Consider the following 13134-nt stretch of genomic DNA (forward strand, 5'->3'; position numbering starts at 1 on the left):
TTCTGGTCGGGCTAGCAGGATTCGAACCTGCGACCTTCCGTCCCCCAGACGGACGCGCTAACCAAGCTGCGCCATAGCCCGACGCGCCGCAGTCATAGCCGATCATGCGGCGGGGGCAAGCAGGAAACAGGATCATTCTTGCTGCTTTCGGTGTCAGGCGTCAGGAACCGGCGCTGCGGTCGCGCAATGCGGCCAGGCGGTTGCGCAGGGCGACCAGTTTTGCCTGCGCATCGTCGGTTTCAGCTTCCGCATCCGGCGCCGGCGCTTCGCCAACAGGTTCGGGCGCAGTGTCCGGGGCCTGTGTCGGAGCTTCCGCTGGTGAGGGAGCCTCAAGCGGCAAGTCGTCCTGTGCGGCGGTTGGTGCGGGCGCGGGTTTCGGCTTGGCCGCCTTGCGCGGCGCTGGCTTCAGGGGCACCACATTGTCCGTTGGCATCACGTCCACGGCCATTGGGGCGTCATCGCCATCCACGCCGGGCGCAAATTTCGTCACCGCTGCGACACCCTGTTCGCGCAGGATTTTCTGCACGCCGCGGATCGTCATGCCGTTGTCATGCAGCAGGATCTTGATGCCGCCGATCAGTTCCATATCCGCTTGGCGATAATACCGCCGCCCGCCGGCGCGTTTGACCGGCTTGATCTGGGTGAACTTGCTTTCCCAAAACCGCAGCACATGGGTCTGAACGCCCAGCCAATTGGCAACTTCGCTGATGGTGCGGAATGCGTCCGCAGATTTGTCAGATGTATTGTCGGCCATGGTTTACGACTTGTTTCCGGCGGCCACACGATCCTTCATCAGGTGCGAGGGGCGGAACGTCATGACACGGCGCGGCAGGATCGGCACTTCTTCGCCGGTCTTGGGGTTGCGACCCACACGCGCGGCCTTGTCACGCACCGAAAACGTACCGAAGGACGAGATTTTGACCGTCTCGCCCGAGGCGAGCGCGTCGGACATATGGCCCAGAACGCTTTCAACAAGTGCCGAAGATTCGTTACGGCTGAGGCCCACTTCACGGAACACAGCTTCGGTCAGGTCCATACGTGTCAGAGTTTTTCCGGCCATCGTGACATCCCCAAATGAAATCAGTTGCCACCACGATAGGCGGAAAATGAATCAATCTCAACGGGTTGCGGACGTGTCTTGAAGGTAAATTACCAGCGCAGAACCGCCGAACCCCAGGCAAGGCCTCCGCCGATGGCCTCGATCACGATCAAATCGCCGGTTTTCAGCTTGCCCTCGGCCTTTGCAACGGCCAGCGCCAGCGGAATCGACGCCGCCGAGGTATTGCCGTGATCCTGAACCGTGACCACGACCCGGTCCATCGGCACACCCATCTTGCGCGCCGTGCCGGTGATGATTCGCAGGTTGGCCTGATGGGGTACGATCCAGTCGACGTCATCCGCCTCCAAACCGGCCCGGTCCAGCGCCGTATGCGCGGTCGCGGCAAGCTTTTCGATCGCGTGGCGGAACACCTCTTTACCCTGCATCCTGAGATATCCGGTGGTGCCGGTCGACACGCCGCCGTCAACATAAAGGATGTCCTTGAAATGACCGTCCGAATGCAGATCGGTCGCCAGAATACCCCGGTCCGCTGCGGTGCCGTCGCCATCCACCGCCTCAAGCACCACGGCCCCGGCACCGTCGCCGAACAACACGCAGGTGGTGCGGTCTTCCCAGTCCATGATGCGCGAGAATGTCTCGGCCCCGATGACCAGAATTCGGTTGGCCTTGCCAGACAGGATCAGCGCGTCCGACATGTTCAGCGCATAGATGAATCCAGCGCAGACAGCCTGAAGGTCAAAGGCGAATCCCTGTTTCATGCCAAGCGCGGCCTGAACCATCGTGGCAGCCGATGGAAAGGTCAGATCGGCGGTCGAGGTTGCCAGAACGATGGCGTCGATATCGCCAACCGCCAGCCCCGCATCCTCCAGCGCAGCGCGCGCGGCGTGCACGGCCAGGTCTGACGTTGTCTGACCCTCGGCGGCAAAATGGCGACGCTCGATCCCTGTGCGGCCCCTGATCCAGTCGTCCGAGGTATCGACTGTTTTGGCCAGATCGTCGTTGCTGACGACGTTTTCGGGCAGGTAGTGCCCGACACCGCGCACAACCGCGCGCCGGGTCATTGCGCGGCCTCGTTCGGCACGGCCTGCGCCGGTGCAAGGGCGACGCGGGCGGCCAGACGGTCGGTAAAGTTCGACTGCGCCAGCGTATAGGCCAGCTTGATCGCACTGCTGATCCCGGTCGCATCGGCCGAGCCGTGGGATTTCACCACCGTCCCGTTCAGGCCCAGAAACACGCCGCCGTTCACCCGGCGCGGGTCAATCCGGCGCGCAAACCGGCCCAGCGAGGTTGACGCCAACAGCGCGGCACCCTTCGACAGAAGCGTCTTGGAAAACGCATCGCGCAGGAAATCGCGAACCAGCCCGGCAGTGCCTTCGCCGGTTTTCAGGGCCACATTGCCAGTAAACCCATCGGTCACGATCACATCCACCCGATCCGACGGGATATCCCCGCCCTCGACAAAACCCACATAATCGAAATTCGCGGCCTGCCCGAGGTCGCTCAGCTGATCACCAGCGGCCTGGAGTTCGGCGCGGCCTTTGTGGTCTTCGGTCCCGACATTCAGCAGCCCGACGCGCGGCAGGGCCAGATCCAGACCGTTGCGCGCATAGGACGCGCCCATCAGAGCGTATTGTACAAGGTCGCGTTCATCGGCGCGAATGTCCGCGCCTACGTCCAGCATGATGTTGAACCCCTGCGGGTTGCGCGACGGCCACAGGCAGGCGATGGCCGGGCGATTGACGCCCTCAAGCTTCCTCAGTTGCAGCATCGACACCGCCATCAGCGCGCCGGTATTGCCGCAGGATACCGCCGCCGAAGCCTCGCCATCCTTGACCGATGCGATGGCCCCCCACATCGAGGTCGCCTTGCCGCGCCGCATCACGTGGCTGGGTTTGGCGTCCATCGTCACAACCTCGGACGCGTGGCGGATGTCGCAGCGCCCGGCAATGTTGCGTTTGGCGATCAGGCGCGTCAGCTCTTCGGCATCGCCATGGACGATAAACCCGATATCGGCATTGCGCGCCGCAGAATCGGCAATGCCGGCGACCACCGCTTCCGCACCGTGGTCGCCACCCATCGCATCGACTGAAATCAGGATTTTGGCTGGGCTAGAATGCCCGTCCGCGCCGTCGGTACTGTCGACCGGGTCAGACATATTTCCCCGCCGGGCCTGGCGCTACTTACGCCGCGTCTTCGTCGTCGAGGTCAATTTCATCCGCCTGGGCGACAATTTCCCGGTCGGCATAGTGACCGCAAGAGGCGCAGACGTGATGCGGGCGCTTCAGCTCGCCGCAATTCGGGCATTCCGCCGGGTTGCCAGCAACCAGAGCGTCATGGGCGCGGCGCATATTACGGCGCGACTTGGTGATTTTATTCTGTGGGACGGCCATGGGACAACCTCGGGCGCTGATGGGCGGTGATGTCACACGCCAGTTGGGATTTCGTTACTTCAGGTGGCTGATACGCCAAGCCGCGCACCCCTGTCCACCCGTCGTGAAAGCAAGGCCGGGAACATACTGCGATTCCGTTGCGGCGCAAGGGGATTTTGCGCCTTTGTATGCGGTTCGGGGCAAGGAGCAATCAGGGGTCATAGGATGAAGGGGCGTGGGCGCGGGCGTTTGATCGCAAATACGTCGCGCTGGGGTCGCATCCATTGGGACCGCAACGATGCGCGAAGACGAATACCCGCGCTTAGCGGGGCGTGCGCGCCTCTCGCCTGGAGCGCGCGACGGGCGCAGGCCTCCGTGTCCGCAACTGCACTGTGGACCTCCTGTCACCCATCACATCACCCGTCGTCGTCACCTTTCGCGTCCAGTTGCGCGCGCAGATTGGCAAAGGGGCGGGCGTCTTCGTCGGTCATTGGCGTCCTGCCGGGTTCGGTATGTTGTACCGGCCCTGATTCGACCCCCTTGGCGCGCGGCCATTGCGGCAGGGCCAGCGCCAGCGCCTCCAGCATGACCGCCCCAAGGTCGATCGTCACGGGCAGGGGTTCCAGCGTGTCATCCTCGGGCATCTCGAATTCGCCATCGTCCGGATCGGTGTCGGGGTCGGGGGCTGCGTTCAGACTGGCCAGATAGCGCCGCACGACAGGTTCATCGATGCGGGTGGTGACCGGGTCCAGTGTCACGACGCAGGGCTGCACGACCGTCGCACCCAGATCAGCCTGCAACCGCCAGTCGGATTTGCCTTCCGGGATCAGCGCGCCACTGAACGTCAGCTTCTTCACGGCGGTGATTCCCAGCGCATCGGCCACGGCCGCACGCGCCGCGCTGTCAGGGGTGACAGACACCGCTTTTGTGCCCCGTGCGTTCAGGTCAGCCAGACGGATGATCTGACTGACAGGAATTTGATAAGCGTTATTCGGCGGTTGTTCGGGCATTCGCGCTTCCATTCTTGAACCGGGCACGGACCTTCTGTAAGCCGATTAGGACGCGCCGAATGGCTTGGCAAGGGTGGGCAGAGCATGGATTTTACGCTGTATCGTCGCAAAGCGGCATTGGCCTTGGCAATTTTGGCGCTCAGCGCGACGGCGGCCTGCACCTCGGTCTTTCGCAATCACGGCTTCGTTCCACCCCCCGAAGATCTGGCATCGGTCACGCCGGGCGTGACCACCCGTGACGAGGCGGCGCAGATCATCGGGCGGCCCAGCTCCACCGGCGTTCTGACCGGCGGAGGCTGGTATTACGTACAAAGCCGCTGGAAGCATTATGCCTGGCGCGAACCGGAAGAGGTTGAGCGCAAAGTGCTGGCCGTGACCTTCCAGGAAGGCGTCGTCGCCAATGTCGAAACCTATGGCCTGCAGGACGGACGTGTGGTTCCCCTGTCGCGCCGGGTGACCGACAGCAACGTCGCCGACATCTCGATCATCAAACAGCTGTTCGGCAACATCGGCACGCTGAGCGCGGATCAGATCACCGGCGGCTAAAGCTCGGCCCTTTTGATCTGCTGCGATGCCTAAGGTCGAACAAGCGCGCTTAGCAGGGCGCGCGCCTGACCGGTGGGGCCGGTCCGACGTGCGCGCCTCGCGCCTTCGGCGCGCACCGGGCTCAGGCAGCTTCATTTGAGATTCAGATTTTCATAATGGCGCAATAAGTCGCAAGGAACCGCAAGACCCAGCGCCGGGCGCGCCGCAATGCGCGGCTTCAATCGTTGGCGATCTGTCCCCCGCAGGCTCAGCCTGCGTTTGTCTTGACCTGTTCGGCAATTCTGTCGGCATAGTTGAGGTAGGATCGGCTGTGGTCGCTATCCGGGGCGAAGGCGGAATGGCCCTCTGCGCCGTCATATGAGAAATTGACCCCGGCACCCTCAACCAGACGATTGTAGAAGTTGAACAGCGCCACAACCTCGACCACGTCGAATATCGCGGCCTCGGGCCAGCCGGCGTCCAGAATCGCCTGCGAATCTGCCGGGACCAGACGGCTGGGCAGGGTGTTCAACTTGGCCGCATAGGCCAGCACAGGCCGCAGTGACGGGTCAATCGGCGCGGTCTGCAGATCGTCCAGCACTGCGTCAATTAGCTCGGGCGCGATCCCAAAAACCTCGGCATAAAGGCGATGCGAGCCGTGGCAGAACTGGCAGGCATTCAACCCCGAAACATAGGCGGCGATCAACTCGCGCGTGGCGACATCCAGCGCACCATCGTCGCGCATCACCTGATTGGTGAGTGCCATCAGCGTTTGCACATGGTCAGGATACCGCACCAACAGGTCCGACAGATGCGCCGCATCGGGTAGGGAGGGGAGGAGTGGCATGTTCGCGGCCTCAGCTTTTCGATTACGGGCAATTCAACCGTGACATTGCAAAGGATTGGCCGGGGCAACAAGGGTTCTGCCCGCAACTGGGAAAATTCCGGTCGATTGCCTGTCACTTTCCCCGCTGCGCGCCGCCAGCGGGCCCGCCCCACGGGCCTGCGACAATTTATCCGACTGTTTTTGTCACATAAGGTGCTCCGCCGCCTCGAAAACCATATGCAAATGCATAGATGTCTCCGCATCAATGTCATTTATTCGGAGGGTATCATGCTGGTTCGCGCCGCCAGGGCTTTTTTCAAACACGAGGCTTCGGGAGGGATTCTTCTGATGTTATCGGCGGTCCTGGCGCTGGTGATTGCCAATTCGGACGGGCAACCGCTGTACCGCGCGATGCTGGACACCAAACTGGCGATCCTTCTGTCCGGTGACGGGTTGGAGAAACCGTTGATCCTGTGGATCAATGACGGTCTGATGGCGATCTTCTTTTTTCTGATCGGGCTGGAAATCAAGCGCGAGGTGTTCGAAGGCAAACTCAGAAACCCCAGGGATATTATTCTGCCGGGTGCGGCCGCGATCGGCGGCATGGCGATGCCGGCGCTGGTCTTTTTGATGTTCAACTGGAATGCGCCCGAAAGCATCGGCGGCTGGGCGATCCCGGCGGCCACGGATATTGCGTTTGCCCTTGGCGTGCTGGCGCTGATCGGAACCCGCGCGCCGGTCTCGCTGAAGGTGTTTCTGCTGACGCTGGCGATCCTCGATGACCTTGGCGCGATCATCATCATCGCGTTGTTTTATACAGCCGAGCTGAAGGCCACCTATCTGCTGTACGCGCTGGTGCCGTTGGCGTTGATGTATGCGATGAACCAGCGCCAATCGCCCCGGGTTGCGCCGATCCTGATCCTTGGCACGGTGCTGTAGGTCCTGGTGCTGAAATCGGGTGTGCATGCAACACTGGCCGGGGTGGTGGCTGCGCTGTTCGTGCCGCTGAAGGACACGCGCGCAGGATCCCCGCTGCATATGCTGGAGGATGCGCTGGCCCCCTATGTCTTCTTCGTGATTGTTCCGATTTTCGCCTTTGCGAATGCCGGAGTGGTGCTGACGGGCTTGCAACCGGGCGACCTGTTCGCGCCGCTGCCGCTGGGCATTGCGCTGGGTCTGCTGCTGGGCAAGCAGGTGGGGATCTTCGGGATCACCTGGGCGGTGGTCCGGCTGGGGCTTGCCAAACTGCCCGATGGCGCGAACTGGATTCACATCTATGGCGTCGCCTGCCTGGCAGGCATCGGCTTTACCATGTCGCTGTTCATCGGAACGCTGAGCTTCCAGACCGAGGCGCAGTTGAACGCGGTTCGCATGGGCGTTCTGATGGGCAGCCTGCTGTCGGGCATCATGGGCGCAACGGCCCTTTTATACGCAGCACGCGGGAAATCCCCCGCGCCCGTCATTGCGACAACCTGAATCCGGGTGAAAATCGGCTGTCGGTCTGCACCGGCAGCCGTTGACCCTTGTCCGGGGCGGCGCTAGGTATCGGGCACCTTGCGGGTTGCGCCATCTGGCCCCTCCGCCATTTGTTCGGAGCGTTTCCTTGGACGACATCGTACGCGACTATCTTCCGATCCTGATTTTCCTGGGCCTGGCCATCGGGCTTGGCATCGTGCTGATCCTGGCTGCCGTGATCGTCGCGGTGCGCAATCCGGACCCGGAAAAGGTGTCAGCCTATGAATGCGGCTTTAACGCCTTCGATGATGCGCGGATGAAGTTCGATGTGCGGTTCTACCTCGTCTCGATCCTGTTCATCATTTTCGATCTGGAAATCGCGATGCTGTTCCCCTGGGCGGTCAGCTTCCAGTATGTCGGCGATGTCGGCTTCTGGTCGATGATGGTGTTCCTGGGCGTTCTGACCATCGGGTTTGCCTATGAATGGAAGAAAGGCGCGCTGGAATGGGAGTGATGACCGGAACGCAGGTGGGGGCCGATAAGGACCATGCCACCGCCGCCCTGAACCGAGAGCTTCAGGATCAGGGGTTCCTGGTGACCTCGTCCGCCGACATCATCAACTGGGCGCGCACCGGGTCGCTGCATTGGATGACATTCGGTTTGGCCTGCTGCGCGGTCGAGATGATGCATACGTCCATGCCGCGCTACGATCTGGAACGCTTCGGCACCGCGCCGCGTGCCTCTCCGCGTCAGAGCGATCTGATGATCGTCGCCGGAACGCTGACCAACAAGATGGCCCCGGCGCTGCGCAAGGTTTATGACCAGATGCCCGAGCCGCGTTACGTGATCTCGATGGGCTCCTGCGCCAATGGCGGCGGGTACTATCACTACAGCTATTCCGTGGTGCGCGGCTGCGACCGGATCGTCCCCGTGGACATCTACGTCCCCGGCTGCCCGCCCACGGCTGAGGCGCTGCTGTACGGCATCCTGCAATTGCAGCGAAAGATCCGGCGCACCGGAACGATTGTGCGCTAGGCGCGTTTTGGAGATCTGACATGACCGAAGCCCTGCGCGACCTTGCCACCCTGATCGAGGCCAAACGCACCGATTGCGTCATCGGCTGGGACGTGGCCTTTGATGAGCTGACGGTGGATGTCAGCCCATCCTCGCTGATCTCTTTCGTCGAATTCCTGAAGTCCGACAGCAACTGCCGCTTCTCGACACTGGTTGATATCACCGCCGTCGACTATCCGGCGCGGGAAGCGCGGTTTGACGTCGTCTATCACTTCCTGTCCATGTACCAGAACCACCGCATCCGTCTGCGCGTCGCCACGCGGGACGGAGAGATGCTGCCCTCGCTGGTCGACGTTCACCCCTCCGCCAATTGGTTCGAGCGTGAGGTCTTTGACATGTTCGGCCTGATGTTCACCGGCCACCCGGATCTGCGGCGTTTGCTGACCGATTACGGCTTTCGCGGCTACCCGTTGCGCAAGGATTTCCCGACCACCGGCTATACCGAGGTCCGCTATGACGAAGCCGAAAAGCGCGTCGTCTATGAACCCGTCAGCCTGGTTCAGGAATACCGCCAATTTGACTTCATGTCGCCTTGGGAGGGTGCCGAATACATCCTGCCGGGGGATGAAAAGGACAGCGCCTAAGCGGCGGGCATGGCCCCGCGCACACTCGCATTTGTCGTCGGGGCGCAGCGCTGTGGCACGACTTGGCTGCACGACTATCTGACCACACATCCCGAGGTGTCGACCGGTCTTGCGAAAGAGGGCAATTATTTCGCCCACCTTTACCGTAGTATTGACGACCCGCGCTATGACCCAGCCAAATCATCACGCCGCATGCCGCTGATCCCGCGACGGATGCGCGCCGCCAAAGCGGTCCTGGTGGCGGGCGGGCACCCTCGGGTTTTGGCGCTAAGGCTGGCGGCATTGCGCGGTGATTTCGTCAGTTTTTTCGGGCAAGGTTCGGATGCGCCGGTTCTGGCGGATGTCTCCTCCTACTATTCGCTGCTTGATGCCGAAGCCTACCGCGCCATGGCAGCGGCGCACGCGCACGGGCGGTTTGTCCTGCTGCTGCGCGATCCGGTGGCGCGGGCGTGGTCGGACGTGAAGTGGCGCGCCGCCGGTGATGTTGGGGTGGCGGCTGAACAGGCGCTGAAAGCGGGCGGCATTCCACCCCGGTCAGATTATCGCCGCATGCTGGAGACGTTGGAGGATGCGGTCCCGGCCACGCGGATGCTGGTACTGTTCCACGAACGCATGTTCAGCGATGCGGGCATGGCGCAGCTGACCGATTTCCTGGGAATTGGCGGGCTGGCCGGAGACTATTCGCGCGCAATAAATGCCGGTCCGGGGGGCGATATCCCCGCCAATTGGGCCGCGCAGATGCGTGCAAAGCTGGCCCCGGTCTATGACGCGATGCGTGCCCGTTTCGGGGATGAGGTTCCGTCAACCTGGCGCGATTAGGGCGGGCAACCGCGACGCTCAGCGCCAGACGGCCAGGATCACCGACAGGATCAGTATCAGAACGCTCTGACTGCCGACGGCCATGAAGCAAGCCGACCAACGGCGCAGAAACGCATAGCCGGGTACGGCTGTGGCAATCGCAAAATGCAGCGCGATATAGAACCCGAACGCCAAGCCTGCCCCGACACCCGCAACGCCCAGCCCGCGCTGCAACGTGGCCAGACCCATCGTCAGCAGGATCATGCAGACCAGCCCGACGGCATAGGTATAGGGCGGAACCTCGGCTGTGTGCTGCGCCTTGTCCGCAGCCCCATAGGCGCGCGCCCAGGGATCTGCGAAGACCACCAGAAACCAGACCGTCAGGAAGATCTGCCCGACAATCACGCAGGCCAGGATCGCCAGCCAGTTCAACTCGGCATAGTTTGGTTCCATCGTCTCACCCTTCGTTTTTCGTAATGAATTCCGCCAGCGCCGCCAGAACCGCTGTCCAGCCCCGGTCGAACATCGCGGCGCGCGCAGGCCACTGATCGCCCATGGCGCTGTCGCCTTCCGCATGATGCACCGCAACCAATGTCTGCGCCCCGTCGGCCTGAAAGGTCACAGTCACATGGGTCGGGGCGCTGATCTTTCCCAGATGCCAGCTCAGCCGCAGCCAATGCGGCGGATCGCTGTCCAGAACGTCGCCGATCGTCGCTTCATCCCCGTTCGCCGCCCGTTCCACCAATCGCCCGCCCGGCACCGCGTCAAGTTCCAGCGTCGACCCCGCACACCGGCGGTGCGAGGGCGGCCACCACAGATCGACCCGATTGGTGAACACCGCAAAAGCGTGATCGGGCGCGCAGTTCACCCGGACCGAGATGTCCAGCGCGCGCTCAGTCATCGTGCCTCGGCGCGGTGTTTTCGGCCACCAGCCTGAACCGGTTCAGCGCATCGCCCCAGAACCGGCCCAGCCAATCCTGCGCCGCGCCGAACCCATCGGGCCGCACGCGATAGAGGTTTCGATTGCCCTGCGCCTCACAAGCGATCAGCCCGGCATCCTGCAGAACCTTCAGATGCCGTGACACAGCCGGGCGCGAGATCGGCAGCCCGCGTGCCAATTCGCCAACCGTGCGGGGCTGTTGCACCAGCCGATCCAGCAATTCACGCCGCACGTCACTTCCCAAAGCGTCGAAAACCTCGGCATGCTGGACGGCGGGGTGGGGCATTTTGTTGGTAGCCTGTGTGTTACGGTAACATACAGGTTACGCATGGCGCGCCGGAAGTCAACATGCGGTGGGCCGCCTAGAGTACCGTCCGAACGCTCCATAGTTCGGGGAACAGCTCGACCTCCAGCATGCGGCGCAGATAGTTGACGCCGCCGGTGCCGCCGGTGCCGCGTTTCAGGCCGATGATCCGTTCAACTGTGGTGACGTGGTTAAAGCGCCAGCGGCGGAAGTAATCCTCAAAATCGACCAGCTTTTCGGCCAATTCATACAGCTCCCAATGCGCTTCGGGCTTGCGGTACACCTCGGCCCAGGCAGCCTCGACCGCCGGATCGGGCTGGTGTTTTTCGCGCCGGTCACGGGTCAGCACGCCGTGCGGAACCGCAAAGCCGGCAGCGGCCAGCCGGTCGAGCGCGATATCGTAAAGCGACGGGCGCGCCAGCTCAGCCTCCAGCGCGGCAATTGCCGCCGGATCGTGCCCGTGCGGCTTTAGCATGGCCGGATTGCGGTTGCCGACGGCGAATTCGATCAGCCGGTATTGCAACGACTGAAACCCGCTGGACGCCCCCAGTATTTCGCGAAACCGGGTGTATTCGCTGGGCGTCATCGTGCGCAGCACATCCCAGGCGTTGTTCAACTGCTCAAATATCCACGACACCCGCGCCAGCATCTTGAAGGCGGGGCGCAACTCTCCGGCGGCGATCAGGGCGCGCGCGGCGTCAAGCTCGTGCAGGGCCAGCCGCATCCACAATTCCGAGACCTGGTGTTGCACCACGAACAGCATCTCGTCATGGGCATCACTGATCGGATGCTGGGCGGTCAGCAGCGCGCCCAGATGCAGATAGTCGCCGTAAGACATCGCGTCCGAGAAATCCATCTTCGCCCCGTCGCGGGCCGGATCCTCGGGCGTGGTCATGCGGCGCTTTCGGCGATCCCAAGGTCCAGCGACATAACGAAATTGTCCAGCTGAACATCGCCCTTGGTGACGGTCTGGCGGCGTTCTTCCGACCAGCCGTTGCGGGCAAAGAAACTGCGCGCGACCAGGCTTGCCTCGGTCGTCATCCGGGTCAGACCGCGCGCCCGCGCCGCTTCGGTCAACCGCTCCAACAGGTGATCCGCCAGGCCCGTCCCGCGCAGGTCCGGCATCACGAAAGCAAAATCCACAAGGCCGCCGTCAGTCAACGAGAAGAAGCCGTTGACCTGTCCGGCCGTATCGACCGAGACCAGCGCCAGTTGCGCCGCCAGCCGCCGGTGCAGGCTGTCCGCATCCGGCCCCGCAGCCCAGGCATCGCGCTGCTTCTGGTCGTAATGCGCGGCCGCCCCCTGCAGCACCGCATGGCGAAACACCTCGGCGCAGGCGGCGGCATCATCGGCGCGATAGGTGCGCACGTGCCAGTCAGACTGGCGCGGGTTTTGATTGCCAGACCGGCTCATGTGACGGCGGCGCGTTTCTTGAAGACGGGCGTATCCCACAGGCGATTCTCCATGATCCGGGACAAGGTCGCCACAGCCTGATCAATATCCGTTTCGTTCAGGTAAAGCGGTGTGATCCCGAAACGCATGATGTCGGGCGCGCGGAAATCCCCGATCACCCCGTTGGCGATCAGCGCCTGCATCGCCGCATAGCCATCCGCGAAGCGGAACGACACCTGACTGCCCCGTGCCTTCGGATCGCGTGGCGAAGCCAGCTTCAGATCAGGGCAAGCGGCTTCGACACCGGCCAAAAACCGCTCGGACAGTTCGATCGAGCGTGCCCGAATGTCGGCCAGATCAATCCCGTCCCAGACATCCAGCGCCACCTCCAACGCCATATAAAGGTCCGACGGGAAATTGCCCGAGTCCGACAGGATCACCCGGCGGTCGGGGCGCATTTCAATCGCTGCCGCCAGCGCCTGATAGACCTTTACCGACAGCGTATCGCCCATCACGACCGAGCCTTCGGGCGCGCCGATCAGCCGCCCGATCCGGTCCCCGACCCGGCGCGGCATCTCCATCCAACCGGCGCGATTCCACCCGGTGATCAGCAACTCACCCCATTCGTCCCGCATGACCTGCGCCACACGATCCGTTGCCGTTTTCGGCAATGGCCCCAGTGAGTTACCGTCAAGATAAACCACCCGATCAGGCAGGTGAAACTGGGCGCGGGTTGCGGCAAAATCTGTCAACTGAGGCTCCGGGTTGTGCGACCGGTCAAGGCCGTTCGCGGGTTC

General features: G+C 62.8%; 18 protein-coding genes, 1 tRNA gene and 1 pseudogene. 6 read left to right on the forward strand and 14 right to left on the reverse strand.

Annotated features, from left to right (window positions below):
* Positions 1-3 precede the first annotated feature (3 nt).
* The 7 genes from GKR99_06605 to GKR99_06635 form a co-directional block, all read right to left on the reverse strand.
* Positions 4-81, reverse strand: a tRNA-Pro gene (locus GKR99_06605).
* 79 nt (positions 82-160) lie between these two features.
* On the reverse strand, positions 161-754 hold the full coding sequence (locus GKR99_06610; GenBank protein ID NKB27231.1) for a MerR family transcriptional regulator: 594 nt from the start codon (positions 752-754) through the stop codon (positions 161-163).
* Positions 755-757: 3 nt separating this feature from the next.
* Positions 758-1060: an integration host factor subunit alpha gene (gene ihfA / locus GKR99_06615; protein ID NKB27232.1), complete on the reverse strand. Its 303-nt coding sequence runs from the start codon at positions 1058-1060 to the stop codon at positions 758-760.
* Positions 1061-1149: 89 nt separating this feature from the next.
* A complete protein-coding gene (gene fabH, locus GKR99_06620; GenBank protein NKB27233.1) occupies positions 1150-2121 on the reverse strand; it encodes a beta-ketoacyl-ACP synthase III in 972 nt (323 codons plus the stop codon).
* Positions 2118-3215, reverse strand: coding sequence for a phosphate acyltransferase PlsX (gene plsX / locus GKR99_06625; GenBank protein NKB27234.1), 1098 nt, complete (start codon positions 3213-3215; stop codon positions 2118-2120). Before plsX ends, fabH begins: the two co-directional genes overlap by 4 nt.
* 25 nt (positions 3216-3240) lie before the next feature.
* Positions 3241-3450, reverse strand: a complete 210-nt coding sequence (gene rpmF, locus GKR99_06630; protein NKB27235.1) for a 50S ribosomal protein L32 — start codon at positions 3448-3450, stop codon at positions 3241-3243.
* Positions 3451-3845: 395 nt separating this feature from the next.
* Positions 3846-4439: a DUF177 domain-containing protein gene (locus GKR99_06635; protein NKB27236.1), complete on the reverse strand. Its 594-nt coding sequence runs from the start codon at positions 4437-4439 to the stop codon at positions 3846-3848.
* 84 nt (positions 4440-4523) lie between these two features.
* Between GKR99_06635 and bamE the strand changes: the two genes are divergently transcribed.
* Positions 4524-4985 carry an outer membrane protein assembly factor BamE gene (gene bamE, locus GKR99_06640; GenBank protein NKB27237.1) on the forward strand — a complete coding sequence of 154 codons (462 nt, stop codon included), beginning with the start codon at positions 4524-4526 and terminating at the stop codon, positions 4983-4985.
* Positions 4986-5232: 247 nt separating this feature from the next.
* Here bamE and GKR99_06645 read toward each other — a convergent pair whose 3' ends face one another.
* Positions 5233-5811, reverse strand: a complete 579-nt coding sequence (locus tag GKR99_06645; protein NKB27238.1) for a peroxidase-related enzyme — start codon at positions 5809-5811, stop codon at positions 5233-5235.
* A gap of 267 nt (positions 5812-6078) precedes the next feature.
* On the opposite strand from GKR99_06645, the pseudogene nhaA reads away from it, so the two are divergent.
* The 5 genes and pseudogenes from nhaA (at position 6079) to GKR99_06670 (ending at position 9722) form a co-directional block, all read left to right on the forward strand.
* Positions 6079-7266 (forward strand): annotated as a pseudogene (nhaA, locus tag GKR99_06650) (Na+/H+ antiporter NhaA).
* Between the two features lie 127 nt (positions 7267-7393).
* A complete protein-coding gene (locus GKR99_06655; protein NKB27239.1) occupies positions 7394-7759 on the forward strand; it encodes an NADH-quinone oxidoreductase subunit A in 366 nt (121 codons plus the stop codon).
* Entirely contained in the window at positions 7759-8280 is a 522-nt protein-coding gene (locus tag GKR99_06660; protein NKB27240.1) for an NADH-quinone oxidoreductase subunit B, read from the forward strand. The genes GKR99_06655 and GKR99_06660 overlap by 1 nt, the downstream gene beginning before the upstream one ends.
* Positions 8281-8300: 20 nt before the next feature.
* On the forward strand, positions 8301-8903 hold the full coding sequence (locus GKR99_06665) for an NADH-quinone oxidoreductase subunit C (protein ID NKB27241.1): 603 nt from the start codon (positions 8301-8303) through the stop codon (positions 8901-8903).
* A gap of 9 nt (positions 8904-8912) precedes the next feature.
* Positions 8913-9722 (forward strand): hypothetical protein, encoded by an 810-nt coding sequence (locus GKR99_06670; GenBank protein NKB27242.1) that lies wholly within the window; start codon positions 8913-8915, stop codon positions 9720-9722.
* A gap of 18 nt (positions 9723-9740) precedes the next feature.
* On the opposite strand, the gene GKR99_06675 is transcribed toward GKR99_06670, so the two are convergent.
* The 6 genes from GKR99_06675 to GKR99_06700 all read right to left on the reverse strand — a co-directional run bounded on the left by GKR99_06675 (position 9741) and on the right by GKR99_06700 (position 13089).
* A complete protein-coding gene (locus GKR99_06675; GenBank protein ID NKB27243.1) occupies positions 9741-10277 on the reverse strand; it encodes a DUF1761 family protein in 537 nt (178 codons plus the stop codon).
* Complete coding sequence (locus GKR99_06680) at positions 10159-10602, reverse strand: hypothetical protein (GenBank protein NKB27244.1); 444 nt, start codon at positions 10600-10602, stop codon at positions 10159-10161. The genes GKR99_06675 and GKR99_06680 overlap by 119 nt, the downstream gene beginning before the upstream one ends.
* On the reverse strand, positions 10595-10927 hold the full coding sequence (locus tag GKR99_06685; protein NKB27245.1) for a metalloregulator ArsR/SmtB family transcription factor: 333 nt from the start codon (positions 10925-10927) through the stop codon (positions 10595-10597). Before GKR99_06685 ends, GKR99_06680 begins: the two co-directional genes overlap by 8 nt.
* A gap of 76 nt (positions 10928-11003) precedes the next feature.
* A complete protein-coding gene (gene kynA, locus GKR99_06690) occupies positions 11004-11840 on the reverse strand; it encodes a tryptophan 2,3-dioxygenase (protein NKB27246.1) in 837 nt (278 codons plus the stop codon).
* Positions 11837-12358, reverse strand: a complete 522-nt coding sequence (locus GKR99_06695; GenBank protein NKB27247.1) for a GNAT family N-acetyltransferase — start codon at positions 12356-12358, stop codon at positions 11837-11839. The genes kynA and GKR99_06695 overlap by 4 nt, the downstream gene beginning before the upstream one ends.
* Positions 12355-13089, reverse strand: a complete 735-nt coding sequence (locus GKR99_06700) for a hypothetical protein (protein ID NKB27248.1) — start codon at positions 13087-13089, stop codon at positions 12355-12357. Before GKR99_06700 ends, GKR99_06695 begins: the two co-directional genes overlap by 4 nt.
* Between the last annotated feature and the right edge of the window lie 45 nt (positions 13090-13134).

The sequence above is a fragment of the Paracoccaceae bacterium genome, from assembly GCA_012103375.1.
In the GTDB taxonomy this organism is placed as follows: Bacteria; Pseudomonadota; Alphaproteobacteria; order Rhodobacterales; family Rhodobacteraceae; genus WLWX01.

What these genes read in the sequence shown, in the direction of transcription:
- GKR99_06610 (NKB27231.1), bottom strand. Translation starts at nt 754, where the DNA reads ATGGCCGACAATACATCTGACAAATCTGCGGACGCATTCCGCACCATC.
- ihfA (NKB27232.1), bottom strand. Translation starts at nt 1,060, where the DNA reads ATGGCCGGAAAAACTCTGACACGTATGGACCTGACCGAAGCTGTGTTC.
- fabH (NKB27233.1), bottom strand. Translation starts at nt 2,121, where the DNA reads ATGACCCGGCGCGCGGTTGTGCGCGGTGTCGGGCACTACCTGCCCGAA.
- plsX (NKB27234.1), bottom strand. Translation starts at nt 3,215, where the DNA reads ATGTCTGACCCGGTCGACAGTACCGACGGCGCGGACGGGCATTCTAGC.
- rpmF (NKB27235.1), bottom strand. Translation starts at nt 3,450, where the DNA reads ATGGCCGTCCCACAGAATAAAATCACCAAGTCGCGCCGTAATATGCGC.
- GKR99_06635 (NKB27236.1), bottom strand. Translation starts at nt 4,439, where the DNA reads ATGCCCGAACAACCGCCGAATAACGCTTATCAAATTCCTGTCAGTCAG.
- bamE (NKB27237.1), top strand. Translation starts at nt 4,524, where the DNA reads ATGGATTTTACGCTGTATCGTCGCAAAGCGGCATTGGCCTTGGCAATT.
- GKR99_06645 (NKB27238.1), bottom strand. Translation starts at nt 5,811, where the DNA reads ATGCCACTCCTCCCCTCCCTACCCGATGCGGCGCATCTGTCGGACCTG.
- GKR99_06660 (NKB27240.1), top strand. Translation starts at nt 7,759, where the DNA reads ATGACCGGAACGCAGGTGGGGGCCGATAAGGACCATGCCACCGCCGCC.
- GKR99_06665 (NKB27241.1), top strand. Translation starts at nt 8,301, where the DNA reads ATGACCGAAGCCCTGCGCGACCTTGCCACCCTGATCGAGGCCAAACGC.
- GKR99_06670 (NKB27242.1), top strand. Translation starts at nt 8,913, where the DNA reads ATGGCCCCGCGCACACTCGCATTTGTCGTCGGGGCGCAGCGCTGTGGC.
- GKR99_06675 (NKB27243.1), bottom strand. Translation starts at nt 10,277, where the DNA reads ATGCGGAAGGCGACAGCGCCATGGGCGATCAGTGGCCTGCGCGCGCCG.
- GKR99_06680 (NKB27244.1), bottom strand. Translation starts at nt 10,602, where the DNA reads ATGACTGAGCGCGCGCTGGACATCTCGGTCCGGGTGAACTGCGCGCCC.
- GKR99_06685 (NKB27245.1), bottom strand. Translation starts at nt 10,927, where the DNA reads ATGCCCCACCCCGCCGTCCAGCATGCCGAGGTTTTCGACGCTTTGGGA.
- kynA (NKB27246.1), bottom strand. Translation starts at nt 11,840, where the DNA reads ATGACCACGCCCGAGGATCCGGCCCGCGACGGGGCGAAGATGGATTTC.
- GKR99_06695 (NKB27247.1), bottom strand. Translation starts at nt 12,358, where the DNA reads ATGAGCCGGTCTGGCAATCAAAACCCGCGCCAGTCTGACTGGCACGTG.